The organism is Pseudomonas sp. PA-5-4B, from assembly GCF_021606215.1.
Taxonomy (GTDB): domain Bacteria; phylum Pseudomonadota; class Gammaproteobacteria; order Pseudomonadales; family Pseudomonadaceae; genus Aquipseudomonas; species Aquipseudomonas edaphica.
Genome location: NZ_WKDB01000020.1, coordinates 1 through 25,124 on the forward strand (window position 1 = coordinate 1; position 25,124 = coordinate 25,124).

Sequence of the window (25,124 nt, forward strand, 5' to 3'; positions counted from 1 at the left end):
GGCACTTTGTGACGCGGAGCGTCACGGGCTGCATTCCCACGCGGAGCGTGGGAACGATCGGGGACACTCAAACAGCTCGTTCCCACGCTCTGCGTGGGAATGCCTCCTGGGGCGCTCCGCGTCCCGCTCTATGCGCATGACTTGAATACTGGGCACTTTGTGACGCGGAGCGTCACGGGCTGCATTCCCACGCGGAGCGTGGGAACGATCGGGGACACTCAAACAGCTCGTTCCCACGCTCTGCGTGGGAATGCCTCCTGGGGCGCTCCGCGTCCCGCCCTATGTGCATGGCTTGAATACTGGGCACTTTGTGACGCGGAGCGTCACGGGCTGCATTCCCACGCGGAGCATGGGAATGATCGGGGACACTCAACCAGCTCGTTCCCACGCTCTGCGTGGGAATGCCTCCAGGGGCGCTCCGCGTCCCGCCCTATTAGAACTCGATGCGCACGTCGCCCTTCGGCACGCTGCAGCACGACAGGATGTAGCCTTCGGCTTCGTCTTCCTCGGTGATCCCGCCGTTGTGGTCCATCTCGACCTCCCCGCCCAGCTTCATCACCTTGCATGTTCCACAAATGCCCATGCCGCACGCTTTAGGGATCAGCAGGCCAAGCTTGGCCGCGGCTGCGTGCACGGTTTCGCCCGGTGCCACGCGGATGCTTTTGCCGGAGGCAATAAATTCCACTTGATGCAGGTCTGCCAGGTCGATCTCTGGCGCGTCCGCTGCTTGCTCGGCTTGTTCCACCGCATCGGCGCGGGCTTCCGGCGGCGTGGCGCCGAAGGACTCCTCGTGATAGCGCGTCATGTCGAAGCCGGCGGCCTCCAGCAGGCGTTTCACTGCGCTCATGTACGGCGTAGGGCCGCAGCAGAACACTTCGCGCTCAAGGAAGTCCGGCACCATCAATTCCAGCATCTTGTGGTTCAAGTAACCGCGATAACCCGCCCAAGGCTCGCCCAGCCCGTGTTTTTCGCAGATCAGGTGCAGGCTGAAGTTGTCGATCCGCGACGCCATGTGCTCCAGCTCGCGGTGGTAAATGATGTCTTTGGGCGAACGGGCGCTGTGGACAAACGTCATGTCGACATTCGCGTTGGTGTCGTAGAACCAGCGCGCCATGGACATCACCGGCGTGATGCCGACACCGCCACTGAGGTACAGCACTTTGGGGCTTGGGAAGTCGATGGCATTGAACAGCCCGACCGGCCCGTGCACCGCCAGCTCTTGCCCTTCATGCAGGGTGTCGTGCAGCCAGTTGGAAACCCGCCCCCCCGGCACGCGCTTGATGGTCACCGAGAAGCTGTACGGCACCGACGGCGAACTGGAAATGGTGTACGAGCGCATGATCGGCTGGCCTTCGATCTCAAGCTCCAGGGTCACAAACTGCCCCGGCTTGAAAAAGAACAGGATCGGCTGGTCGGCCATGAAGCAAAAGGTGCGCACGTCCCAGGTTTCCTGGATGACTTTGACGCAACGGACGATGTGCCGACCATTGGCCCAGGTCTGGGTGGTTACCGGGTTCAGGAAATTGTTGGACATGCTTGCTCTCCACTGCCGATGCTCGGCTTTATGGTGGCGATTCTGCGTAACGCCGGAACCGCCCATTTACCTATCTGCGACATTCACATACTTATCGCGACCAGCCCCCATACCACGGGGCTTGCGCGTCGGGATCAGAGTGGGCCATGTCGTTAATGGACAAGGTTCGGCGCATCGGCGGCCCCACACTCGCTGCCAACAACTACGCTTTCTTTACGCCTTGCTGCAAAACCTGATCAGCCACTTTCGCCGGCCACACAGAATGGCCATGAGGACACACACGATGGACGTCACCGCAACCTTAAGCTTGGGCGATCCGCTGGAACCCGCACGCAAGGCCACCGCGCAAATGCTGCAAGAGCGCGAGCGCACTTTTTCGCTGCCGCAGCCGTTCTACTCTGATGAGCGGTTGTTTGATATCGACATGCAGGAGATCTTCCAGAAAGAGTGGTTGATCGCCGGCATGACCTGCGAGATCCCCACCAAGGGCAACTACATCACCCTGCAAATCGGCAAGAACCCGATCATCGTGATCCGTGGTGCCGACGGCGTGGTGCATGCCTTCCATAACGTGTGCCGCCACCGGGGCTCGCGCCTGTGCACCAGCGACAAGGGCAAGGTCGCCAAGCTCGTTTGCCACTACCACCAGTGGACCTACGAACTGGACGGCCGCCTGTTGTTCGCCGGCACCGAGATGGGCGCCGACTTCGACATGAAGCAGTACGGCCTGAAGCCTGTGAACGTGAAAACGGCTGGCGGCTACATCTTCATCAGCCTGGCCGAAAACCCGCCGGCCATCGATGACTTCCTGTCGACGCTGAACCACTACATGGAACCCTACGACATGGAGAACACCAAGGTGGCGATTCAAACCACCTTGTTCGAAAAGGCCAACTGGAAGCTGGTGCTGGAAAACAACCGCGAGTGCTACCACTGCAACGCGTCGCACCCGGAACTGCTGAAAACCCTGCTGGAATGGGACGACGTCACCGACCCGCGTGCCGACCAGGCCTTCAAGGACCACGTTGCCGCCTCCGCCGCTGCGTGGGACGCCGAAAAGATCCCTTACGCTCACGCCAGCTTCGGCCTGCGCAACCGCATCGTACGCATGCCGTTGCTCAAAGGCACCGTGTCGATGACCCTGGACGGCAAGCAAGGCTGCGCCAAGCTCATGGGCCGCATCAAGAACCCGGACCTGGGCTCGATGCGCATCCTGCACCTGCCGCATTCGTGGAACCACTGCATGGGCGACCACATCATTGTGTTCACCGTGTGGCCGATCAGCGCCCAGGAAACCATGGTCACCACCAAGTGGATCGTGCACAAGGACGCCGTCGAAGGTGTGGACTACGACGTGGAGCGTATGCGCCAGGTCTGGGACGCCACCAATGACCAGGACCGCCGCCTCGCCGAAGAAAACCAGCGCGGGATCAACTCCACCGCGTACCAGCCGGGCCCGTACTCCAAGACCTATGAGTTTGGTGTGGTGAACTTTGTCGATTGGTACAGCGAGCGTTTGTTGAACAACCTGGGCGCGGCGCCAGCGCCTTACCTTAAGGGTGTAGCGGCGCACGAATAGCTGACACACCAAAGATCAAACTGTGGGAGCTGGCTTGCCTGCTCCCACATGTATTGATCACTGTTCAAATAATGATCACCCCCCTTACAGCCCTTTGCCGATCTACCCTCCAGCCTTCGCCCAACAACTTATCCACAAAGCCACCCACAGCAATTGTGGGCAAGTGTGCCCGGCCCTCTAAATTAACTGAAGAAAATCCGTGACTTATTCAAGTCGTGCGGTTTTAGCCACACCTGATCACTTATTGATCAACCCCTTGAAAGCCTCTTAATACGTGGCCTGCAGCAGTACGCGAACACCTTATCCACAGAAGCACCAACAGACTTTGGGGGCAACTTCGCCGGCGTTGTGGAAAACCGCGTCAAACCTTCACAAATCGGGGCATCCAGGGGTTTCAGCGAGCCAATAAGCCAAATTGATCATATTTTGACCACACCACTGAAAGCCTTTATTTATAAGGCTTACAGCCAGTGGCGAACATCTTATCCACAGAAGCGCCAACAGACTTTGGGGGCAAGTTTGTGCAGGGTTTCAAACTTATCCAGGAAAAAACCCAAGCAAAACCGTCAGTTAGCCTGGTTGTTTTTCGTACAGAGGGCTGCAGGGCTTGATTAGCCGGGGGTGTGGACAACCGCGAACAGGTTATCCACAGGCGGATCAACAGGGATTGTGGGTAATCCGGACGATGCACTGCAAAAACAGTGTGAGGGCGAGTTTTTCTGTGGGAGCTGGCTTGCCTGCGATACAGGCACCTCGGTCCATCAGCCAGACCGAGGTGATGCTATCGCAGGCAAGCCAGCTCCCACACAAGCCAGCTCCCACAGGTAATCAGCGCACCACGCCTTCTTCAATGAGTAGCTTCAGAATCGCTTCCGCGCCCGCCTCGGGGCTAAGACCTTTGAGCACTTGCCCACCGCCGCCGCTGGCCTTGGCGGTCGCCGCCTTCATCCGGTCCGCGCCGCTCTTGGCCTTAATCACCTTGAGGCGCTTGGGCCGGGGCTTGGCCGGTTGCAACACTGCGTCTGCGAGTAACTCGTCCGTCTCGATTTCGACCTCATGGGCCGCCAGTTCACCGCGTTGCGCCGGGCCATAGGCGCTTTGCCGTGGTTTGGGCGCGGCGTTATCCACAGTCGCCAGAAACGGCAGGCGCACCTTCAGGCGCCGCCGCTGCCCGCGCGGCAAGGCTTGCAGCACATGGGCAATGCCGCCATCGATAGATTCCACTTGCGCCAGCCCGACTATCAATGGCCAACCCAATTGCTCGGCCAAAAGAAACGGCAACATGCCTGAGCCTTCGCCGGTTTCCGCCTGGCTGCCGGTGAGCACTACGTGGGCGCCAGTCTCGCGCAGATAATCACTGAGCACCGGCAAGGCGTCGCTGCCCGCCGGTTGTTCCAGCACATGCAATTGCGGCAGGCCCATGCCCAGGTAGCTGCGCAACGTCGGCTCGTTAACGTCACCGGCATGCAACACTTGCAACTTATCCCCAGCCAGCTGCAGGCCCAGCTCGACGGCGCGCGCATCCTGCTCCGCACGGCGTGGGCGGCCGGAGGTCGGGTGGGCGCCGATTGACACCAGGCTGATTACATTCGTGGTCATGGTCATGTCCCTAGGCTGCGTCGCGCTTGGCGCCGTTGCGGTACACCTGCACCGCCTCGATCAAGGCTTGCAGAATCGCGGCGCTTTCGCCGATCACCGACAAGTCGGCACGTTTGATCATGTCGCAGCCAGGGTCGAGGTTGATTGCCACCACCTTGTCGCAGGCACCGATGCCTTGCAGGTGCTGGATCGCCCCGGAAATACCCACAGCCACATACACCCGTGCCGTCACCCAAGTACCGCTGGCACCGACCTGACGATCACGCGCCATAAAGCCATCATCCACTGCCACCCGTGACGCACCTTCGGTGGCGCCCAAGGCGGCGGCGGTCTGGTGGAACAGTGCCCAATCTTTTACGCCATTGCCGCCAGAGAAAATAAACTCCGCCTCGGCCATCGGAATCGCCCCTGGGTCCACCGCCACTGCGCCGAGATCCTCGATGCGCGGCAGGCTGCGCGCCAAGGCTGTGGATAACTCCACGGGCAAGACTTCGTGACGGGTTTCGCTGACCGGCTCGGCGCATTCCACCGCTGCCAGAATCAGGCGTGGCAGTGGCCGGGCCAAATCCTCCTGGCCCGCACCGGCGCGACCGATGCACTCCTCGCCCTTGATCTGCCACACACGGGTGGCCGGGCGCTCCTTGAGGCTCGCAGCAAAACGCCGGCCCAATTCACCGCCGCCACTGCGGCTGTCGGGCAGCAACCAATGGCGTGGGTTGAACTGGTTATCCACAGCCCGCAGGCCCTGGACGCGTTGCTCCGGTGAATAACCCTCGAATTCGTGGCCTTCCAGCACCAGCAGGCGATCGACGCCCGCCGTGGCAAAAGCACTTTCTTTATGTTCGCCAAACACCACCGCCAGCACCGCGCCGTCACTGCCGGCCAGTTGCCGGGCAAGGCCGAGCACGTCGCGGTCGTGGCTGCTCAGGCGGCCACCAACCATGTCCGGCACCACGTTGATGTAGAACGCCGGCGCTGGCACCTGGTGCAACGGCAACTGCACTTGCACCGCCGCCGTGCGCTTGGCCGCGCCGCCCTGCTGGGCGCCGCTGCGGTCGATACGCTTGATGCTGTTGGGGCCGATAAAACCCACGCCATGTACATTTTTGCGGAGGACGCCGTTCGGCCCCATCCAACTGTGTTGCAGCGGCTGCATGGCGGCGTGCAACGGGTGCAGGCGGTTGCGGGCGATCCATTCGGCCCGTGGGTCGCGGCGGATAATGTCGCTCATCAGTGCACCTCCGCAGGTTGACGCTTGATAGGTGCCTTGCCAGGTGCGGCTTCTTCAAGCAACGCGTCGGCGACCAGTTCAGCGATGTCCTTGATCAGGGGTCGTGGCTCGACCACGCCCTCAAGCATCGCGGTGCATTGTGGACAACCCACGGCCACCAGCTCGGCGCCGGTTTCACGGATGTCTTCCATGCGCATATCCGGGATCCGCTGCTTGCCGGGAATATCGGTGATCGGCGCGCCGCCACCGCCGCCGCAGCAGCGCGAACGGAAGCCCGAGCGTTGCATCTCCTTGACCTCAATGCCCAACGCCCGCAGCACTTGGCGCGGCGCCTCGTATTCGCCGTTGTAACGGCCCAGGTAACAAGGGTCGTGGTAGGTCACGCTGTTGCCCTTGTGCTGGCCCAGGTTCAGCGCGCCTTCACCGATCAGCTCGGCCATGAAGGTGCTGTGGTGCTGCACGACATAATTACCGTTGAAGGCGCCGTATTCGTTTTTCAGCACGTGAAAGCTGTGCGGGTCGCAGGTGACGATACGCTTGAAGCTGTACTTGGCCAGGGTCTGGATGTTGCGTGTGGCGAGCAATTGGAACGTGGCCTCATCACCCAGGCGGCGAGCGACGTCACCGCTGTCGCGCTCCTCCAGGCCCAGTACTGCAAAATCGACCTTGGCCGCTTTCAGCACTTTGACGAAGGCGCGCAAGGTGCGTTGGTTGCGCATGTCGAAAGCGCCGTCGCCGACCCAGAACAGCACGTCGCTGCTGCCTTTTTCGCTGAGCAACGGCAAGTTCAGGTCCGCTGCCCAGTTGAGGCGACCGCCCGGTGCGAAGCCGCCGGGGTTGTCGGTGGCGATCAGGTTTTCCAGGACTTCGGCGCCCTTGTTCGGCGTGGCACCTTTTTCCAGGGTGAGGTGGCGGCGCATGTCGACGATGGCGTCGACGTGCTCGATCATCATCGGGCACTCTTCCACGCAGGCGCGGCAGGTGGTGCACGACCACAGGGTTTCGGCATCAACCAGGCCGTTGACGATCGGCTGGTGCGGGTTGCCGCCGTGCTCGCCAATCGGTTTACCTGGATAAGGGCTGCCGGCGAACTTGGCATCGGTGCCACCGGCCAGGCCGACGACCATGTCCTGAATGAGTTTTTTCGGGTTCAGCGGCTGGCCGGCGGCGAACGCCGGGCACGCCGCTTCGCACTTGCCGCACTGCACGCAGGCGTCGAAGCCGAGCAGTTGGTTCCAGGTGAAATCCTTGGGTTTTTCCACGCCCAATGGCGCGGTTTTATCGCTGAGGTCGAGCGGCTTCAAACCTGTAGAGCGACCGCCACCAAAACGCTCGGCGCGGCGGTGCCAGGCCAAGTGCAGGGCACCGGCGAAGGCGTGCTTCATCGGCCCGCCCCAGGTCATGCCGAAGAACATTTCGCTTACGCCCCACAGCACGCCCAGGCTCAAGAGCGCGGCGAGCAGCCAGCCGCCGAAGTCGGCGGGCAGAATCCCGGCCACCGGCAAGGTCACCAGGAAGAAGCTGACCGAGAACGCCATCAGGCTTTTCGGCAGGCGCATCCACGGGCCTTTCGACAGGCGTGATGGCGGGTTGCGCCGACGTAGATAGACGAAGGTGGCGCCGACAAACATCAGCACCGAGGCCAGCAGCAAGGCATAGCCGAGGATACGGTTATGCAGGCCAAAACCGTGCACCAAAATGGCCAGCAACGCCGACAGCACAAAGCCCAGGGCCGTGGCGACGTGGGTGTTGGCGATGTATTTGTCGCGGGCCACCACGTGGTGCAGGTCGACCATGTAGCGCTTGGGCATGGCCAGCAGGCCGCCCAGCAGGTCGACCTTGGACGCGCGGCCACGGCGCCACATGTTGACCCGGCGCAGGGCGCCTAGGGCAGCGAGGCCGATGGCTGCAAACAAGAGAATAGGAAGCAAGGTGTTCAACATGGTGAAGCTCCCAAAGACCACACAGGTCTTGCATGGGAACCGGATAAAGGTGGGAGCTGGCTTGCCTGCGATGGCATCGTCTCGGTGTCACTCAAGACCGAGTCGCCTGCATCGCGGGCAAGCCCGGCTCCCACATTGACCGGTTCCCACAGTGGTTCGGTGGTTGCCTAGAAATCCTTGCACAAGCGCAGGGCGTCATAGATAGCGGCGTGGGTATTACGCTGCGCCACACAGTCACCAATGCGGAACAGCAAGTAGCCGTCACCCGCTTCGCTCAAGCACGGCTGCGGCTTGATCGCGAACAAGGCTTCGACGTCAATCTGGCCCTTGTTGCGCGAACCTTCCTTGAGCCCGTAGTAGATAGCTTCGTCCGGGCGCACGCCGTTCTCGACCACCACCTGGTCAACCACGCGTTCTTCCTTGGCGCCGGTGTATTCGTTCTCCAGCACCGCCACCAACTTGTCGCCCTCGCGGTAAACCTTTTCCAGCATCATGTCGCCGGTCATGATCACTTCTTTGGGGTACATGCTGCGGTAGTAAGTCGGGAACGACGTACCGCCAATCGCCACGCCTGGCTTGATGTCGTCGGTGACGATTTCCACCTGGCTGCCTTTGTCGGCCAGGAAGTCGGCCACCGACATGCCGGTGAACTCGCAGATGGTGTCGTACACCAGCACGTTCTTGCCCGGCGCAACTTTGCCGTCGAGCACGTCCCAGCTGCTCACCACCAGGCCTTCAGCGGCGCCCCAATGTTCGTTCTGCTCGATAAACGGATGCCCGCCGACGGCCAGCACCACGATGTCAGGGCGCAGGTCCAGGATGGTCTCGGCATCCGCCGCCACGCCCAGGCGCAGGTCGACTTTCAAGCGCGCCAACTCCAGCTGGAACCAGCGGGTGATACCAGCAATCTGGTCACGCTGCGGGGCTTTGGAGGCGGTGGTGATTTGCCCGCCGATAAACTCTTTCTTCTCCAACAGGGTCACGTCGTGGCCACGTTCGGCCGCGACCCGCGCGGCTTCCATCCCGGCAGGACCGGCACCCACCACCACGACTTTGCGTTTGGCCCCGGTGGATTTCTCGATGATGTGCGGCACGCCCATGTATTCACGGGAGGTCGCGGCGTTCTGGATGCACAACACATCCAGGCCCTGGTATTGGCGGTCGATGCAGTAGTTGGCGCCGACGCATTGTTTGATCTGGTCGATCTGGCCCATCTTGATCTTGGCGATCAGGTGCGGGTCGGCGATGTGCGCACGGGTCATGCCGACCATGTCCACATAGCCGCCTTCCAGAATGCGCGTGGCCTGGTTCGGGTCCTTGATGTTCTGTGCGTGCAGCACTGGAACCTTGACCACTTCCTTGATACCGGCCGCCAGGTGCAGGAACGGCTCCGGCGGGTAGCTCATGTTGGGGATCACGTTGGCCAGGGTGTTGTGGGTGTCACAACCCGAGCCCACCACGCCGATAAAATCGAGCATGCCGGTGTCGTCGTAATACTTGGCGATTTGCTTCATGTCCTCGTGGGACAAGCCGTCCGGGTGGAACTCGTCACCACACAGGCGCATGCCTACGCAGAAGTCGTCACCGACCTCGGCGCGCACGGCCTTGAGCACTTCCAGGCCGAACTTCATGCGGCCCTCGAAGGTGCCGCCCCATTCGTCGGTACGCTTGTTGACCCGCGGGCTCCAGAACTGGTCGATCATGTGCTGGTGCACCGCAGACAGTTCCACACCGTCCAGGCCACCGGCCTTGGCGCGCTTGGCGGCGCTGGCGTAGTTGCCGATCACGCGCCAGATTTCTTCCGGCTCGATGGTCTTGCAGGTAGCACGGTGCACCGGCTCACGCACGCCGGACGGCGACATCAGGGTTGGCCAGTTAAAGCCGTCCCAGCGCGAGCGACGGCCCATGTGGGTAATCTGGATCATGATCTTGGCGCCATGCTTGTGCATGGCGTCGGCCAGGTTCTGGAAGTGCGGGATGATGCGGTCGGTGGACAGGTTCACCGAGCTCCACCACTCCTGCGGGCTGTCGATGGCCACCACCGAGGAGCCGCCACAGATCGCCAGGCCGATACCGCCCTTGGCTTTCTCTTCGTAGTACTTCACATAGCGGTCGGTGGTCATGCCGCCGTCGGTGGCATACACCTCGGCGTGGGCGGTACTGAGCACGCGGTTGCGGATGGTCAGCTTGCCGATCTGGATCGGCGCAAACATTGCTTCGAAAGCCATGGCACGGTTCCTCGACTTACAACGGCTTGACGGTGAACAGGCCGTCGTCATGGCCCTCTTCGGAGCCTCCGTAAACTTGCTCGGCTACGGTGCGAATCTTGCTGCCACGCGCCTGCAGAATCTGGTCCATGGCACCGGCAAACCAACCGGTGAACATGTAGTCCACTTTGCGCCCGACCTTGCCGTACACGTAGACAAACGCCGAGTGCTCCAACTTGACGCTGGCGGTGCCTTTGTCGAGGTCGATGTCCTGGATCTTGAACAGGCCCCAGCCGCGTTGCGACAGGCGCTTCATGTAGTGCTCGAACACCGCAACGCCTTCCAGGCCGTGGCACTCAGCTTCTTTTTCACACCAGTGCCAGGCGGATTTGTAGCCGGCCTTGTAGAGGATCTCGGCGTAGGCATCGCTGCCCAGGACTTCTTCGATGCCCATGTGGTTGTTGACGAAGAAATGCCGTGGCACATATAGCATCGGCAGGGCGTCGGAGGTCCAGACACCGGTTTCGCTGTCGACTTCGATAGGCAATTGCGGGGCGATTTTGGCCATGGAAACTTAACTCCAGAAAATTCTCAGGTATGCCCCGACGCGAACGGTCGGGGAGAAATGCGGTGGCTTATTCGCCCCAGACGTCTTTCAAGACATTGACCCAGTTCTCGCCCATGATCTTGCGCACCACGCGCTCGCTGTGGCCGCGTTTGAGCAAGGTCTCGGTGAGGTTGGGGAACTCGCCCACGGTGCGGATGCCCAGCGGGTTGATGATCTTGCCGAAGCTGGTCAGACGGCGGGCGTAGCCTTTGTCATGAGTCAGCATTTCAAAGAAATCCTGGCCATGGCCCTGGGTGAAGTCGGTGCCAATGCCAATGGCGTCTTCGCCGACGATGTTCATGGTGTATTCGATGGCTTCGGCGTAGTCGTCGATGGTCGAATCGATGCCCTTGGCCAGGAACGGCGCGAACATGGTCACGCCGACAAAACCGCCATGGTCGGCGATGAACTTGAGTTCTTCATCGGACTTGTTGCGCGGGTGTTCTTTAAGGCCCGACGGCAGGCAGTGGGAGTAGCACACCGGCTTTTTCGATTCGAGGATGACTTCTTCGCTGGTCTTGGAACCGACGTGGGACAGGTCGCACATGATGCCGACACGGTTCATCTCACCGACGATCTCACGACCAAAGCCCGACAGCCCGCCGTCACGCTCGTAGCAACCGGTGCCGACCAGGTTCTGGGTGTTGTAGCACATCTGCACCACACCCACGCCGAGCTGCTTGAAGATCTCGACGTAGCCGAGTTGGTCCTCAAACGCATGGGCGTTCTGGAAGCCGAAGATGATGCCGGTCTTGCCCTGCTCTTTTGCACGGCGAATGTCGGCGGTAGTTTTCACCGGGATCACCAGGTCGCTGTTTTCACGGATCAGGGTCTGGCTGGCAACGATGTTGTTGATCGTGGCCTGGAAGCCTTCCCACACCGACACCGTGCAATTAGCGGCGGTGAGGCCACCTTTGCGCATGTCTTCGAACAGGTCGCGGTTCCACTTGGCAATAATCAGACCGTCGATAACGATGCTGTCGGCGTGCAACTCGGCTGGGCTCATCAGGCGTCCCCTTATTGGCGATTCATGCGCCGAATCGTCTGCCGGCGCTTTGGGGCCAGCATATGCTCAGGGGCCGACGGAGCCGGGTGCAAAAACGACAGGGGAATTGCCGAAAGCGTCAATCAGCGACAAAGGCCTACATGACATAGCTGACAGGTGGCTGTTCTTTGTCCCACGCTTGAGCCAGAATTTGCTCATCACCTGATATGAGACGGCGCAATGAAATCGATTTTCCTGGCTTTGGCACTCATCGCAACCGGCGTACACGCCGCTGAAGACACCGACAGCACGCCCTGCGATGGCATCGAAAACGACAAACAAACCCTGGAATGCGCCACCTATAACAAAACCACCGCCGAGCAATTGCTCAAGGATAACTACCAGGGCTTGCTCGAACGCATGGGTTCGACCTATGGCAGCAACAAGTCGCAACTGGCCGACATTACCGCTCGTCTGAAGGATGCCCAGCAAAAATGGGAAAAACTGCGCGATGCCGATTGCGCGGTGGACACCTTCCCGGCGGTGAATGGCAGCAAGGACTACGCGATTCAACAGAATGACTGCCTGGCGCGAATGAGTGATGAGCGGTCGGAGTTTTTGGAGTCGATTGGGCAGGAATAAGCGACAATCCCGTCACTTTTTCTCTGAAACCAGGCTATCCATGACTATCTGCGGCATCGAAATCAAAGGCAGCGAAGCCATCATCGCCGTCGCCTCCCTGGACAACCAGGCGCTGACCCACGTGGCGCTGGCCATCAAGAAAATCGCCCTCGATGACGACGATGAGGCAGCCAACGTCAAAGCCTTCGCCGCCCAGGTGAAGGCCTTTGTGCAAGAAAACGCCATCACCCGCATCGCGATCAAGAAGCGCAGCAAGAAAGGCGAATTCGCCGGTGGCCCGACCACGTTCAAGATTGAAGGGGTGTTTCAGTTGCTCGACGGTGTTGAGGTGGCATTGCTGTCGCCGCAGACCATCAATGCGCAGAACAAAAAGCACGATTTTGCCCTGCCGGCCTCGCTGAACAAGTATCAGCATGAGGCCTTCAAGGCGGCGTGTTCGGCGCTGGTAAAAAAGTAAGCCACACCACCAATCCCCTGTGGGAGCTGGCTTGCCTGCGATGGCGGTTTGTCAGATAACGCTGTACTGCCTGATCTACCGCTATCGCAGGCAAGCCAGCTCCCACATTTGATTTATGGTGTCTTTGAATTCGCTGTACGGCTTCTGTGCAGCAGCCAATCGCCAAAGGATTTGTCTTCCAGGGCATACCCGCCGCGACTCGACTTCCACACTAGCTCTTTGTCACGCAAGGCATCGATACAGGCCTGAATGGTCTGGGTGCCCGGCACCACGTCGCTGCCCATGTCCTCCAGTGCCTTGCTGACCGCCGTGAGTGTACTGTCGGTAAACGGCGCAAAAGGCTCGTTGTTCTGCGAACGCACCACCATCACCTCCAACACAGCACGCTGGGGAATGGTGAGGTTGTTCCACGCGCTTTCAAATTCGGTCCACACGCCGGCACGCAACAGTTCGGCGCGGCTGTGCAGCAGTTGGCCCAGGTTGCTCGCCTCGCCCAACTCCAGCGCCACTTCGCCGATGATGGTACGCAGCATCTCCGGGCGCCGGCCGACCAGTTCAAAGGCTTCGTCGATGTCCGCCGCGTTGAACTGATTGGTTTTGGCCAAATGCGCGTTGAGGTGCAGGGTGTAGGCCTGGGTAAACTCTTTGCCGAGCAAAGGGAACGGGGTAATGCTGGAGCCGAAGAATGGCTGGCTTTTACCGAGGACCAAATGCGCAAGCTTGTCGCGATTGGAGCCAGTGAATACCAGGCGCAAGCCACTGCCCTCCTCGTCACGGCCCTGGTTGAGCTGATCCCGGGCAGCTTTCAACGCGAACATCGCGTTGATACCAGGCTCGGTGGTCAGTGCGTGCTGCGCTTCATCAATCACCAGCACGACGGGCTTTTCGGCTGCGCTGTGGAGCAACTCCAAGGCTTGGGTCAGCGTCGCGCCAACCGGCAATTGAGGCTTGCTGAAGTCCCAGGACAAGGTACGCAGGAAGCTTAGTTTCTCGATTCCAATGTTCTTGGCCAGCTTGCGAATGCCCTTTTCATAGGGCACCAGCGCCGCAGCAATCGCGCTGGCAATCAACTCCGCGGGGTCTTTTTCTTTGTCAGCCCAGAGATCGACATACACCGTCAGCCAACCCCGCAACTGGCACTCCGGGATCAAGTCTTCGCGCAAAAAGGTGCTTTTGCCGGTGCGTCGAGGGGCTGCGAGGAACAGGCCTGAAGTGAAATCCTGAATCCCGGCGCCCACCAAGCCATCAGCAATGCTGCGAGCCAGCGTCGGGCGGCGAAACACAAAGCCGCTGTGCTTGGACATGGTTTTATACTCAATTATTGGAAGCACTATAAATTATAGTCGTGAGTATAATTGACTATAATTGCCGATCAAACCACCTCCCGTCGCCGATCCTCTCTCGGGCACTTGGCAAACCGCGCCCTGTAGCTGCGGGTGAAGTACGACGGCGACTCAAACCCGCACGCAATGCTCACTTCCAGCACGCTCATGTCGCTCTGGCGCAACAACTGCCGGGCTTTTTCCAGGCGCAGGCCGAGGTAGAAGTTACTTGGCGTGTCGTTCAGGTGCAGGCGGAATAGCCGTTCCAGCTGACGCCGGGTGACTTTAATTGCATCGGCCAACGCCAAGGTGCTCAGCGGCGGCTCGGTGTGTTGCTCCATTTCACCGATCACCTGCACCAACTTCTTGTTGTTGATGCCGTAGCGCGTGGCGATCTGCATGCGCTGGTGGTCCTTGCGCGGGCGGATGCGCCCGAGTACGAATTGCTCGGACACCTGGATGGCCAGGTCCGGGCCGTGGGCCTGGGCGATCAGGTCGAGCATCAGGTCGATGGAGGCGGTGCCACCGGCGCAGGTGATGCGCCGGCGGTCAATCTCGAACAGCTCCTGGGTCACCGTGAGCTGTGGATAAGATTCCTTGAACGCGTCGATGGCTTCCCAGTGCAAGGTCAAGCGGTGGCCGTCGAGCAAGCCTGCTTCGGCGAGCACGCAGGCGCCGGTGTCGATGGCGCCGAGGGTGACGCCGTCGAGGTCGAGGCGGCGCAGCCAGTGTTCAAGTGCGGGCGTGGTGAACTTCAAGGGTTCGAAGCCTGCGACCACCATCAGCGTCGCGCCTTTTTTCAGCGGCTCCAATGCGGCGTCGGCGTTCACCGACATGCCATTGCTCGCCAACACCGCGCCGCCATCGGCACTCAACACGTGCCAACGGTACAACTCGCCGCGAAAGCGGTTGGCCACGCGCAGCGGTTCCAGCGCGGAGATAAAGCCGATGGCCGAGAAACCCGGCATCAGCAGAAAGTAGAAATCCTGGGACATGGTGGCGCTCTCGTAGGACGGGCAGCGTGCTCACTGTGATACGCCAGTTCAACCGGCCATTCAAGAGCACAGGTCGCTGCAGTGCAAGAGCTGGTCGCCGCCGTGCGCTTTGCCTCCCCTCAAGCTGCGTAACTTGATCCCACGGCGCACAAAGACGCCGGCACCCACAATAACGACCTGCCGAGGGATCCACCATGAACCGACTGATCAGCCGCTGCGTGCTTGCACTCAGCGCCAGCGCCATCTTAAGCACCAGCGTACTCGCGGCCGACGCAGAGTCTTGCCGGAACGTGCGCATGGGCGTGGTGAACTGGACCGACGTAATCGCCACCAGCGCCATGACCCAAGTGTTGCTCGACGGCCTCGGCTACAAGACCAAACAAACCAGCGCTTCCCAGCAAATCATCTTCGCCGGTATCCGCGACCAGCGCCTGGATATGTTCCTGGGCTACTGGAACCCGCTGATGACCCAGACCATCACGCCGTTTGTGGACGCCAAGCAAGTCAAAGTCCTCGACAAACCCAGCCTGGAAGATGCGCGCGCCACCCTCGCGGTGCCGACTTATCTGGCGGATAAAGGCCTGAAAACCTTCGTCGATATCGCCAAGTTTGAAAAAGAACTGGGCGGCAAGATCTACGGCATCGAGCCAGGCTCGGGCGCCAATACCCAGATCAAGGCGATGATCGCCAAGAACCAGTTCGGCCTCGGCAAGTTCCAGTTGGTGGAGTCCAGCGAAGCGGGGATGCTCGCCGCCGTCGACCGCGCCGTGCGCCGCAAGGAGGCCGTGGTGTTCTTCGGCTGGGCGCCGCACCCGATGAACGTCAACGTCGCCATGACTTACCTCACCGGCAGCGACGACGCCCTTGGCCCGAACGAAGGCATGGCCACAGTGTGGAGCGTGACTTCGCCGACTTACGCCGAGCAGTGCCCCAACGTGCACAAACTGCTGACCAACCTGACGTTCACCGCCGCCGACGAGAGCCGAATGATGCAGCCGTTGCTGGATCACAAAGATGCCCTCGAGTCGGCCAAGCAGTGGCTCAAGGACCACCCGCAAGACCAGCAGCGCTGGCTCGAAGGCGTGACCACCTTCGACGGCAAACCGGCTGCGGCCAACCTGCAACTGACCAGCAAATAACCTGATTCGCATCACCGTATCGCAGCCGCTGTTGGCTGCGAACGGCATCACTACGCCCGCCTGTAAGGAACCGCCTCATGAACCACGACGTCATCATCACCTGCGCACTCACCGGTGCTGGCGACACGACCAGCCGCAGCCCGCACGTGCCGGTCACTCCCAAACAAATCGCCGCAGCCGCAGTGGAAGCCGCCAAGGCCGGCGCCACCGTGGTGCACTGCCATGTGCGCGACCCGCAAACCGGCAAGTTCAGCCGCGACGTGGCGCTGTATCGCGAAGTGATGGAGCGCATCCGCGAGGCCGACATCGACATCATCGTCAACCTCACCGCCGGTATGGGTGGCGACCTGGAAATCGGCGGCGGCGAGAACCCGTTGGAGTTCGGCCCCAACACCGACCTGGTCGGCCCGCTGACGCGCCTGGCCCATGTTGAGGAGTTGCTGCCGGAGATCTGCACCCTGGACTGCGGCACGCTCAACTTCGGCGATGGCGACACCATTTACGTCTCTACCCCGGCGCAGCTGCGGGCAGGCGCCAAGCGTATTCAAGAGCTGGGCGTTAAGGCCGAGTTGGAAATTTTCGACACCGGCCACCTGTGGTTTGCCAAGCAGATGATCAAGGAAGGTTTGCTCGACAACCCGCTGTTCCAGCTGTGCCTGGGCATCCCATGGGGCGCACCGGCCGACACCACCACCATGAAAGCCATGGTCGACAACCTGCCTGCCGACGCCGTGTGGGCTGGCTTCGGTATCGGCCGCATGCAAATGCCCATGGCGGCGCAAGCGGTGCTGCTGGGCGGCAACGTGCGGGTCGGCCTGGAAGACAACCTGTGGCTGGACAAAGGCGTGCTCGCCACCAATGGCCAGCTTGTGGAACGCGCGAGTGAAATCCTCAGCCGCCTGGGCGCGCGGGTCATGACCCCGGCGGAGGGCCGAATCAAGATGGGCCTGACCAAGCGCGGCTAACTCAGACACCACAAAACCCTGTGGGAGCCGGGCTTGCCCGCGATAGCGGTACACCTGCACCGAATGCACCAACTGATACACCGATATCGCAGCGGTGCGACGATTCGACAAGCCAGCTCCCACCTTGATCACCGAATTACTCAGGGATTGTCGACATGAGCTTTATCACTGAAATCAAAACCTTCGCCGCCCTCGGCAGCGGTGTTATCGGCAGCGGCTGGGTGTCCCGCGCCCTGGCCCACGGCCTGGATGTAGTGGCCTGGGACCCGGCGCCTGGCGCCGAAGCAGCCCTGCGCAAGCGCGTTGCCAACGCCTGGGGCGCCTTGGAGAAACAAGGCCTGGCGCCGGGCGCCTCTCAGGATCGCCTGCGCTTTGTAACCACCATTGAGGAATGCGTAAAAGACGCCGACTTCATCCAGGAAAGCGCCCCGGAACGCCTGGAGCTGAAACTCGAACTGCACAGCAAGATCAGCGCAGCGGCCAAGCCGAATGCGCTGATTGGCTCGAGCACTTCAGGTCTGTTGCCGAGCGAGTTCTACGAAGGTTCCACCCACCCGGAACGCTGCGTGGTCGGTCACCCCTTCAACCCGGTTTACCTGTTGCCGCTGGTAGAAGTGGTGGGTGGCAAAAACACCGCGCCGCAGGCAATTCAGGCAGCGATCAAGGTGTATGAATCCCTCGGCATGCGCCCGTTGCATGTGCGTAAGGAAGTGCCGGGGTTTATCGCTGACCGCTTGCTCGAAGCGCTGTGGCGTGAGGCGTTGCACCTGGTCAATGATGGCGTGGCAACCACGGGCGAGATCGATGACGCGATTCGTTTTGGCGCCGGTTTGCGCTGGTCGTTCATGGGCACATTCCTGACTTACACCCTCGCGGGCGGTGATGCCGGAATGCGCCACTTCATGGCCCAGTTCGGCCCGGCGTTGCAGTTGCCGTGGACGTATTTGCCGGCGCCGGAGCTGACCGACAAGTTGATTGACGATGTGGTCGACGGCACCAGCGATCAGTTGGGTAAACACAGCATTTCGGCGCTGGAGCGCTATCGTGATGATTGCTTGCTGGCGGTATTGGAAGCGGTGAAAACCACCAAAGCCAAACACGGCATGAGCTTCGCTGAATAACCGCTGTTGATCTGTGTGGGAGCTGGCTTGCCTGCGATAGCGATGCAAAATTCACCATCGCCATCGCAGGCAAGCCAGCTCCCACATTTTGACTGCATACATTCTGGAATATATGTGATGCCTGCACTGACCACCTACACCACCCACATCCAGCCCGACTGGGTGGATTACAACGGCCACCTGCGTGATGCGTTTTACCTGCTGATCTTCAGCTACGCCACCGACGCGCTGATGGACACCCTCGGGCTGGACAGCGAAAACCGCGAAGCCAGCGGCCACTCGCTGTTCACCCTGGAACTGCACCTGAACTACCTGCACGAAGTAAAACTCGGCGCCGAGGTGGAGGTGCACACCCAACTGATCGCCCACGACGCCAAGCGGTTGCACCTCTATCACAGCCTGCACCTTGTGGGCGACGCGAAGGAGTTGGCCGGCAACGAGCAGATGCTGCTGCACGTCGATCTGGCGGGGCCGCATTCAGCGCCGTTTACCGAGGCCACGCTGGAGAAACTGGCAACCATCAGTGCCGAACAGGCCGACCTGCCGCGCCCTGCCTTGCTGGGCCGAGTGATCGGATTACCACCCAAAAAACAATAAGGAATCACCATGCAAACCGCCGCCGCTGTTGCCGATTTCCGTACTTACCCGAAGATCTGCGACCTTGCCGAGGCGCAGGTACTGGACAACCAGATTCGCGTGCAGTGGGCCGATGGGCGGGTCAGCCCGTTCCATCATCAGTGGCTGCGGGACAACTGCCCCTGTGCCCAATGCGTGTACAGCGTGACCCGCGAGCAGGTGCTGGAAATTGTCGATGTGGACGAGCATCTGCGCGCCCTAAGCGCGCACATCGATCAAGGTTTTCTGTGCGTGGAATGGTACGGCGGCCATCGCAGCCAGTACGATCCAGGCTGGTTGCGCGCCCATGCCTATGACGATCAATCACGCGCCGAACGCCGCGCTGCCAAACCCCAGTCGCAACTGTGGGGCAGCACCTTCGAACTGCCCATATTTGAATACTCAGCGGTGATGGAAGACCCCAAAGCCCTGTTGCAATGGCTGCTGGCCTTGCGTGACGGCGGCCTTACGCAAATCCGTGGCGTGCCCACCGAACCAGGCTCGCTGGCACTGATCGCCAAGCGTATTTCGTTTATCCGCGAGAGCAACTTCGGCGTGCTGTTCAACGTGCAGTCCAAGGCCGATGCCGACAGCAATGCTTACACCGCTTTCAACCTGCCGCTGCACAGCGACTTGCCGACGCGGGAGTTGCAGCCGGGGCTGCAGTTTCTGCATTGCCTGGTGAACGAAGCTACCGGCGGCGAGAGCATTTTTGTCGATGGGTTTGCCATCGCCCATGCGCTGCGCAGCGAAGACCCCGAGGCGTTTCGCGCCCTGTGTGAAATCCCGGTGGAGTTTCGCAATAAAGACCGGCACAGCGACTACCGCCGCCTGGCCCCGATCATTGCGCTGGATGCCTTGGGCGATGTGGCGGAGATCCGCATGGCCAACTTTTTGCGCGGGCCGTTTGAGGCACCGGTGGAGCAGATGCCGTTGTTGTATCGGGCGTATCGGCGTTTTATTGCGATGACGCGGGAAGACCGTTTTCGACTGGTCAAACGCCTGAATCCGGGTGAGCTGTGGTGCTTTGATAACCGCCGCACCTTGCATGCGCGCAATGCGTTTGACCCGGCTTCGGGAGCGCGGCATTTTCAGGGTTGTTACATTGATCGGGATGAGTTGTTGTCCCGGATATTGGTGTTGCAGAGGTAGACCGGGGTACGGCCATCGCAGGCAAGCCAGCTCCCACAAACCCCAGCCAAAAAAAGCCCCGGGCCAGCCGTGACTGGATCGGGGCAGAGTGCTTGGTGTGAGCGTGACATCCCGAGGGTGACCAAACCTTCAAGGTGCGTGCCTGGCCTCCAGTGTGCCTATTGTTGGTGTCGGTAAATGACCCGAAAACGACCTGTTCATAGCCATCTGAGCCATTCGTGGATTCTGCCCTTGCCGACCGGCCGAGGGCCTACCAGAATCCCATTCAATCCCGTTCCCTACACCAGGATAAACGTCATGATGCACGCGGACTTGATTGACCAGGATGACCTGCTGAGCCAGCTTCGCTCGCTGGGTTTTGAAGTGTCCAGCGGTGCCAGCGCCGAACAGGCTTGCGAGTGTGCGGTGCGCGGTTTGAGTGCCGCACGGGCCAAGGCACTCAAGGGCATGGTGGAGCAGATGTACACCGGCAGCGCGACGATTTTGCCGGCGGTGCGCCAGGCGATCGACAAGCAGTTGTTGCCGGCATTGGTGCAGTTCAAGCAGAGCTCGGGCGCCTGATAGACCGCTATCGCAGGCAAGCCAGCTCCCACATTTGACTGGGTTCACAATTCAAATGTGGGAGCTGGCTTGTCGGGTCGCCGCATCGCTGCGATAAAGCCACCTCGGTCTAAAGCCTTACACTGGCAAACGTCGACTCATTACGCGCCTGGCTCAACGCCGACATCGGCCCCGACAACGGTGACAGCACCAACGCCTGCGGAATCGGCATCATCGCCACTTGCTGGGTCGTGTTGGAACCTACGCGCTCATCGCGTGGCGGAATGCCAAAGTATTCGCGGTAGCACTTGGAGAAGTGCGGCGTGGACACAAACCCGCACACCGACGCTACTTCGATGATCGACATCGGCGTTTGCTTGAGCAACTGCCGCGCGCGAATCAGGCGCAGCTTGAGGTAGTAGCGCGATGGCGAGCAGTGCAGGTATTTCTGGAACAACCGCTCCAGTTGGCGGCGCGACACGGCGACGTACACCGCCAGTTCGTCCAAGTCGATCGGCTCTTCAAGGTTGGCTTCCATCAGCGCGACGATTTCCTGCAGTTTCGGCTGGTTGGTGCCGAGCATGTGCTTGAGCGGCACGCGCTGGTGATCCTGTTCATTGCGGATGCGCTCGTACACAAACATCTCGGAGATGGCGGCCGACAATTCACGGCCGTGGTCGCGGCTGATCAGGTGCAGCATCATGTCCAGCGGCGCGGTGCCGCCCGAGCTGGTAAAGCGGTTACGGTCGAGGGTGAACAGGCGCGTGCTCATGGCCACGCGCGGGAAGGCTTCCTGCATCGACGCCAGGCATTCCCAGTGCACGCTGCAATCGAAACCGTCGAGCAAACCGGCGCAGGCCAGGGCCCAACTGCCAGTGCACACGGCGCCGAGGCGACGCGACTGGCGCGCCTGGCTTTGCAGCCACGACACGTGCTCACGGGTAACGGTACGCTGGATTCCCACGCCACCGCACACAATCACAGTGTCCAGGGCCGGGGCTTTGTGCATGGAGGCATCGGGGGTGATTTGCAGACCGTCGCTGGCCCACACTTGGTTGCCGTCGACACTCAGGGTTGTCCAGCGATACAGCTCGCGGCCGGACAGCTGGTTGGCCATGCGCAGCGGTTCCACTGCCGAAGCCAGGGAAATCAGCGTGAAATTGTCCAGCAGCAAAAAGCCGATGGATTGAGGCGCACGGTTCTGGGGTTGGGCCCCGGAGTTGAACGACGTCATCGCGGTATCTCCTCACACAAAGCGGGTGATGGCCTCAGGCGAGGCTCTTGTTATTGCGTTCGTCTCCAGCAAGGAGCGAGGCTTTGAATGGATAGAGCAAATGCCATGCCTAAAATTGAATGGCCATCCAATAACTCCTAAAAACGACCTGATGACGCGTCTATATAAGCCCGCGCGGGGAGTGCGGAATATGGCCAGAAATGGACGTCAGACCGGCCCTGCTCTGGGGTGTGAGCAGATCGGTAGCACTTGTGGGAAGGCGCTTTGCGGGCGTGGGAAAAGTCTGTCACCGCACGCACGGGTGACGAGTGGTGAGGCACGGAATCGTTCGCAAGCTACTTATCTATTTGCGACGCGCTAAAAGGTGGCGCTTTTGGGTTCGGGTGTTCACTTTATGAGCAGTGGTGCTGCAACTGCCGCTATCGCAGGCAAGCCAGCTCCCACAGGGGAATGCATTCCAAATGTGGGCGCTGGCTTGCCTGCGATGGCGGCATTAGTGAATCAACACTCTACTGCGCTGACGGCCAAACCACCCCGCGAAGTCTCTTTGTACTTATCATGCATATCCGCGCCGGTATCGCGCATGGTGCGGATCACCCGGTCAAGGGAAATGAAGTGCTGACCATCACCGCGCAGCGCCATCTGCGCGGCGTTGATCGCCTTCACCGCCGCAATCGCGTTGCGCTCGATGCACGGCACTTGCACCAGCCCGCCGACCGGGTCGCAGGTCAGGCCGAGGTTATGTTCCAGGCCAATTTCGGCGGCGTTGCACAGTTGCTCCGGCGTGGCGCCGAGGATCTCGGCAAGTCCCGCAGCGGCCATGGCACAGGCTGAACCGACTTCACCCTGGCAGCCGACTTCGGCGCCGGAAATCGAGGCGTTTTTCTTGCACAGAATCCCGACGGCCGCAGCGCTCAGCAAATAGTCGACCACGTTGGCTTCGGTGACTTCTTCGCTGAACTTCATAAAGTAGTGCAGCACCGCAGGAATAATCCCCGCCGCGCCATTGGTGGGGGCGGTGACCATGCGCCCACCGGCGGCGTTTTCTTCATTGACCGCCAGGGCGAAGAGGTTGACCCACTCCATGGCGCTCAAGGTCGAGCCAATCACGTTCGGTTTGCCCAGCTCCTGCAAACTGCGGTGCAACTTGGCGGCGCGGCGACGCACATTCAGGCCACCGGGCAGGATGCCTTCGTGCTTGAGGCCCTGCTCCACGCAGTCTTGCATGGCGCGCCAGAGCTTCATCAGGCCACTGCGGATTTCGTCTTCGCTGCGCCAGGTTTTTTCGTTGGCCAACATTAGTTCGGCGACGCGCAGGTTGTGGGTCTTGCACAACTGCAACAGCTCCACAGCACTGGAAAAATCATACGGCAGTTCGGTACGGTCCATATCGGCCACGCCGCTCTGCGCCTGGGCCTCGTCCACCACAAAACCACCACCGACTGAATAGTAGGTGCCGCGGTGCAGCTCGCCGTCATCATCGAACACCACCAGGGTCATGGCGTTGGGGTGGAACGGCAGGTTTTCGTCGAGCAGGCGCATGTCGCGTGCCCAGACGAAGGGCACCGGCAGGCGGCCGTCGAGCAAGAGCGTGTCGGTCTCGCGCAGGGTGTGAATACGCAGGCCGATTTGCGCCGGGTCGATTGCGTCCGGCCACTCGCCCATCAGGCCCATGATGGTCGCCGTGTCGCTGCCATGGCCGATGCCGGTGGCCGACAACGAGCCATATAGCTGAACTTCAACGCGACGTACTTGTTCCAACACTCCACGTTCACGCAAGTGCTGAACGAACAACGCTGCGGCGCGCATGGGGCCGACGGTGTGAGAACTAGAAGGCCCGATGCCGATCTTGAACAGGTCGAAAACACTGATAGCCATTGCGGTAGAACTCCTCGATAAGCACGGCCAGGCTTGAACGAGGTGCTACGCTCAGATCGCCCAGATGGCGGCATCATCAAGCTTTTGCTTGCCTTCACGGCGTCTCACACCGACGTAACCATGCTCAACAACGCCGCTCTCGTGCGATCGGGCATTTTGGCCGTTTTTAGCGGTTCAGATCGGTAAAAACTGCGGTTTTGCCATTGGAAAAATCTGTAAGCGACGTCACCGACACTGGATACGACCATCCCTGTACTGGATACGACGCCCCCTGTAGGCGTCAGATTTTCACTGGTACATGATCAGTCTCGACTCGTTTGCAAGGCACCGTGCCGTCGCCTCGATGCACGCCCCAACCGCAACACTTATAAAGCGCGGCGAATGCCGCCAGAAAAGACACAGGAGTCTACCCCGATGAAAGGTTCACCCTCGTTGTTGTTGGCCGCCATGCTGAGTCTGCCAGTCCTGGCACACGCTGCAGAACCGGAACAGTGCAAGACCGTTAACTTCTCCGATGTCGGCTGGACCGACATCACTGTCACCACCGCGACCACCAGCGAAGTCCTCAAGGGCCTTGGCTATAAACCGCGCACCACGATGATTTCGGTACCGGTGACCTACAAGTCCCTGGCCGACGGCAAGAACATGGACATCTTCCTCGGCAACTGGATGCCGACCATGGAAAACGACATCAAGCAATACCGTGATGCCGGCACCGTGGAAACCGTGCGCGCCAACCTGGAAAACGCCAAGTACACCCTGGCGGTCCCGGAGGCGCTGTACAACAAGGGCCTCAAAGACTTCGCCGACATCGCCAAATTCAAGGATGAGCTGGGCGGCAAGATCTACGGCATCGAGCCGGGTAACGACGGCAACCGCACTATCCAGACCCTCATCGACAAAGACGCCTTCGGCCTGAAAACCGCGGGTTTCAAAGTGGTTGAGTCCAGCGAAGCCGGGATGCTCTCGCAGGTGGAACGCGCCTCCAAGCGTGACCAGGCCATCGTGTTCCTGGGCTGGGAACCGCACCCGATGAACACCCGCTTCAAGATGAAGTACCTGACCGGCGGAGACGACTCGTTCGGCCCCAACTACGGCCAGGCCACCATCTACACCAACGTTCGCAAGGGCTACACCCAGGAATGCAGCAACGTCGGCCAGTTGCTGAAAAACCTGTCGTTCACCTTGAACATGGAAAGCACCCTGATGGGTAACGTCCTCGACGACAAGATGAAGCCCGACGCCGCAGCCAAAGCCTGGCTGAAGAAGAACCCGCAAGTGCTCGACACCTGGCTCGCCGGTGTGACCACGGTTGATGGCAAACCCGGTCTGGAGGCCGTCAAGGAATACCTCGCCAAGTAAGTGCTGACCCCGGGGCG

Annotated in this window: 21 protein-coding genes; 10 read left to right on the top strand and 11 right to left on the bottom strand. The window is 60.6% G+C overall.

The window, feature by feature from the left end; all coding sequences use genetic code 11:
* Positions 1-433 precede the first annotated feature (433 nt).
* A complete protein-coding gene (gbcB, locus tag GIW28_RS12015; protein ID WP_017139359.1) occupies positions 434-1,534 on the bottom strand; it encodes a glycine-betaine demethylase subunit GbcB in 1,101 nt (366 codons plus the stop codon).
* A 283-nt stretch (positions 1,535-1,817) separates the two neighbouring features.
* On the opposite strand from gbcB, the gene gbcA reads away from it, so the two are divergent.
* On the top strand, positions 1,818-3,113 hold the full coding sequence (gene gbcA, locus GIW28_RS12020) for a glycine-betaine demethylase subunit GbcA (RefSeq protein WP_017139360.1): 1,296 nt from the start codon (positions 1,818-1,820) through the stop codon (positions 3,111-3,113).
* Positions 3,114-3,941: 828 nt separating this feature from the next.
* Here the strand turns inward: gbcA and etfB are convergent.
* The 6 genes from etfB to GIW28_RS12050 all read right to left on the bottom strand — a co-directional run bounded on the left by etfB (position 3,942) and on the right by GIW28_RS12050 (position 11,706).
* Positions 3,942-4,712: an electron transfer flavoprotein subunit beta gene (gene etfB, locus GIW28_RS12025; protein ID WP_017139361.1), complete on the bottom strand. Its 771-nt coding sequence runs from the start codon at positions 4,710-4,712 to the stop codon at positions 3,942-3,944.
* Positions 4,713-4,722: 10 nt separating this feature from the next.
* On the bottom strand, positions 4,723-5,943 hold the full coding sequence (gene etfA / locus GIW28_RS12030; RefSeq protein WP_236447457.1) for an electron transfer flavoprotein subunit alpha: 1,221 nt from the start codon (positions 5,941-5,943) through the stop codon (positions 4,723-4,725).
* The gene (gene dgcB, locus GIW28_RS12035; protein WP_017139362.1) at positions 5,943-7,886 is read right to left on the bottom strand and encodes a dimethylglycine demethylation protein DgcB; all 1,944 of its coding nucleotides are present in this window, start codon (positions 7,884-7,886) and stop codon (positions 5,943-5,945) included. Before dgcB ends, etfA begins: the two co-directional genes overlap by 1 nt.
* 167 nt (positions 7,887-8,053) lie before the next feature.
* The gene (gene dgcA / locus GIW28_RS12040; RefSeq protein WP_099550382.1) at positions 8,054-10,114 is read right to left on the bottom strand and encodes a dimethylglycine demethylation protein DgcA; all 2,061 of its coding nucleotides are present in this window, start codon (positions 10,112-10,114) and stop codon (positions 8,054-8,056) included.
* A 16-nt stretch (positions 10,115-10,130) separates the two neighbouring features.
* Positions 10,131-10,661 (bottom strand): DUF5943 domain-containing protein, encoded by a 531-nt coding sequence (locus tag GIW28_RS12045; protein ID WP_099550381.1) that lies wholly within the window; start codon positions 10,659-10,661, stop codon positions 10,131-10,133.
* Positions 10,662-10,728: 67 nt separating this feature from the next.
* The gene (locus tag GIW28_RS12050; protein WP_014720245.1) at positions 10,729-11,706 is read right to left on the bottom strand and encodes a dipeptidase; all 978 of its coding nucleotides are present in this window, start codon (positions 11,704-11,706) and stop codon (positions 10,729-10,731) included.
* 219 nt (positions 11,707-11,925) lie between these two features.
* On the opposite strand from GIW28_RS12050, the gene GIW28_RS12055 reads away from it, so the two are divergent.
* Entirely contained in the window at positions 11,926-12,327 is a 402-nt protein-coding gene (locus GIW28_RS12055) for a lysozyme inhibitor LprI family protein (RefSeq protein ID WP_017139363.1), read from the top strand.
* Positions 12,328-12,367: 40 nt separating this feature from the next.
* Entirely contained in the window at positions 12,368-12,784 is a 417-nt protein-coding gene (locus tag GIW28_RS12060) for a DUF3010 family protein (protein WP_017139364.1), read from the top strand.
* Positions 12,785-12,897: 113 nt separating this feature from the next.
* On the opposite strand, the gene GIW28_RS12065 is transcribed toward GIW28_RS12060, so the two are convergent.
* Positions 12,898-14,088, bottom strand: a complete 1,191-nt coding sequence (locus GIW28_RS12065; RefSeq protein WP_017139365.1) for an AAA family ATPase — start codon at positions 14,086-14,088, stop codon at positions 12,898-12,900.
* Positions 14,089-14,156: 68 nt separating this feature from the next.
* The gene (locus GIW28_RS12070; protein WP_099550379.1) at positions 14,157-15,101 is read right to left on the bottom strand and encodes a GlxA family transcriptional regulator; all 945 of its coding nucleotides are present in this window, start codon (positions 15,099-15,101) and stop codon (positions 14,157-14,159) included.
* Between the two features lie 194 nt (positions 15,102-15,295).
* Here GIW28_RS12070 and GIW28_RS12075 point away from each other — a divergent pair, with 194 nt between their 5' ends.
* From GIW28_RS12075 to GIW28_RS12100, 6 genes are all read left to right on the top strand, one after another.
* Positions 15,296-16,240, top strand: coding sequence for a choline ABC transporter substrate-binding protein (locus GIW28_RS12075; protein ID WP_236447458.1), 945 nt, complete (start codon positions 15,296-15,298; stop codon positions 16,238-16,240).
* Positions 16,241-16,317: 77 nt separating this feature from the next.
* Positions 16,318-17,205 (top strand): 3-keto-5-aminohexanoate cleavage protein, encoded by an 888-nt coding sequence (locus GIW28_RS12080; protein ID WP_236447459.1) that lies wholly within the window; start codon positions 16,318-16,320, stop codon positions 17,203-17,205.
* 155 nt (positions 17,206-17,360) lie between these two features.
* Complete coding sequence (locus GIW28_RS12085) at positions 17,361-18,326, top strand: L-carnitine dehydrogenase (protein WP_099550378.1); 966 nt, start codon at positions 17,361-17,363, stop codon at positions 18,324-18,326.
* 117 nt (positions 18,327-18,443) lie between these two features.
* Positions 18,444-18,923, top strand: coding sequence for a thioesterase family protein (locus GIW28_RS12090; RefSeq protein WP_170036870.1), 480 nt, complete (start codon positions 18,444-18,446; stop codon positions 18,921-18,923).
* A gap of 9 nt (positions 18,924-18,932) precedes the next feature.
* Positions 18,933-20,093, top strand: coding sequence for a gamma-butyrobetaine dioxygenase (locus GIW28_RS12095; RefSeq protein ID WP_236459099.1), 1,161 nt, complete (start codon positions 18,933-18,935; stop codon positions 20,091-20,093).
* A 297-nt stretch (positions 20,094-20,390) separates the two neighbouring features.
* Positions 20,391-20,654 carry a hypothetical protein gene (locus tag GIW28_RS12100; RefSeq protein ID WP_017139371.1) on the top strand — a complete coding sequence of 88 codons (264 nt, stop codon included), beginning with the start codon at positions 20,391-20,393 and terminating at the stop codon, positions 20,652-20,654.
* Between the two features lie 109 nt (positions 20,655-20,763).
* On the opposite strand, the gene GIW28_RS12105 is transcribed toward GIW28_RS12100, so the two are convergent.
* Positions 20,764-21,867 (bottom strand): GlxA family transcriptional regulator, encoded by a 1,104-nt coding sequence (locus tag GIW28_RS12105; RefSeq protein WP_005792167.1) that lies wholly within the window; start codon positions 21,865-21,867, stop codon positions 20,764-20,766.
* A gap of 501 nt (positions 21,868-22,368) precedes the next feature.
* The gene (locus tag GIW28_RS12110) at positions 22,369-23,745 is read right to left on the bottom strand and encodes an L-serine ammonia-lyase (RefSeq protein ID WP_099550375.1); all 1,377 of its coding nucleotides are present in this window, start codon (positions 23,743-23,745) and stop codon (positions 22,369-22,371) included.
* 414 nt (positions 23,746-24,159) lie between these two features.
* Between GIW28_RS12110 and GIW28_RS12115 the strand changes: the two genes are divergently transcribed.
* Positions 24,160-25,107 (top strand): choline ABC transporter substrate-binding protein, encoded by a 948-nt coding sequence (locus GIW28_RS12115; protein ID WP_099550374.1) that lies wholly within the window; start codon positions 24,160-24,162, stop codon positions 25,105-25,107.
* Positions 25,108-25,124 lie beyond the last annotated feature (17 nt).

Bases quoted from the DNA above. Each gene is read 5' to 3' on its own strand.
- gbcB (WP_017139359.1), bottom strand. From the start codon at position 1,534: ATGTCCAACAATTTCCTGAACCCGGTAACCACCCAGACCTGGGCCAAT.
- gbcA (WP_017139360.1), top strand. From the start codon at position 1,818: ATGGACGTCACCGCAACCTTAAGCTTGGGCGATCCGCTGGAACCCGCA.
- etfB (WP_017139361.1), bottom strand. From the start codon at position 4,712: ATGACCACGAATGTAATCAGCCTGGTGTCAATCGGCGCCCACCCGACC.
- etfA (WP_236447457.1), bottom strand. From the start codon at position 5,943: ATGAGCGACATTATCCGCCGCGACCCACGGGCCGAATGGATCGCCCGC.
- dgcB (WP_017139362.1), bottom strand. From the start codon at position 7,886: ATGTTGAACACCTTGCTTCCTATTCTCTTGTTTGCAGCCATCGGCCTC.
- dgcA (WP_099550382.1), bottom strand. From the start codon at position 10,114: ATGGCTTTCGAAGCAATGTTTGCGCCGATCCAGATCGGCAAGCTGACC.
- GIW28_RS12045 (WP_099550381.1), bottom strand. From the start codon at position 10,661: ATGGCCAAAATCGCCCCGCAATTGCCTATCGAAGTCGACAGCGAAACC.
- GIW28_RS12050 (WP_014720245.1), bottom strand. From the start codon at position 11,706: ATGAGCCCAGCCGAGTTGCACGCCGACAGCATCGTTATCGACGGTCTG.
- GIW28_RS12055 (WP_017139363.1), top strand. From the start codon at position 11,926: ATGAAATCGATTTTCCTGGCTTTGGCACTCATCGCAACCGGCGTACAC.
- GIW28_RS12060 (WP_017139364.1), top strand. From the start codon at position 12,368: ATGACTATCTGCGGCATCGAAATCAAAGGCAGCGAAGCCATCATCGCC.
- GIW28_RS12065 (WP_017139365.1), bottom strand. From the start codon at position 14,088: ATGTCCAAGCACAGCGGCTTTGTGTTTCGCCGCCCGACGCTGGCTCGC.
- GIW28_RS12070 (WP_099550379.1), bottom strand. From the start codon at position 15,101: ATGTCCCAGGATTTCTACTTTCTGCTGATGCCGGGTTTCTCGGCCATC.
- GIW28_RS12075 (WP_236447458.1), top strand. From the start codon at position 15,296: ATGAACCGACTGATCAGCCGCTGCGTGCTTGCACTCAGCGCCAGCGCC.
- GIW28_RS12080 (WP_236447459.1), top strand. From the start codon at position 16,318: ATGAACCACGACGTCATCATCACCTGCGCACTCACCGGTGCTGGCGAC.
- GIW28_RS12085 (WP_099550378.1), top strand. From the start codon at position 17,361: ATGAGCTTTATCACTGAAATCAAAACCTTCGCCGCCCTCGGCAGCGGT.
- GIW28_RS12090 (WP_170036870.1), top strand. From the start codon at position 18,444: ATGCCTGCACTGACCACCTACACCACCCACATCCAGCCCGACTGGGTG.
- GIW28_RS12095 (WP_236459099.1), top strand. From the start codon at position 18,933: ATGCAAACCGCCGCCGCTGTTGCCGATTTCCGTACTTACCCGAAGATC.
- GIW28_RS12100 (WP_017139371.1), top strand. From the start codon at position 20,391: ATGATGCACGCGGACTTGATTGACCAGGATGACCTGCTGAGCCAGCTT.
- GIW28_RS12105 (WP_005792167.1), bottom strand. From the start codon at position 21,867: ATGACGTCGTTCAACTCCGGGGCCCAACCCCAGAACCGTGCGCCTCAA.
- GIW28_RS12110 (WP_099550375.1), bottom strand. From the start codon at position 23,745: ATGGCTATCAGTGTTTTCGACCTGTTCAAGATCGGCATCGGGCCTTCT.
- GIW28_RS12115 (WP_099550374.1), top strand. From the start codon at position 24,160: ATGAAAGGTTCACCCTCGTTGTTGTTGGCCGCCATGCTGAGTCTGCCA.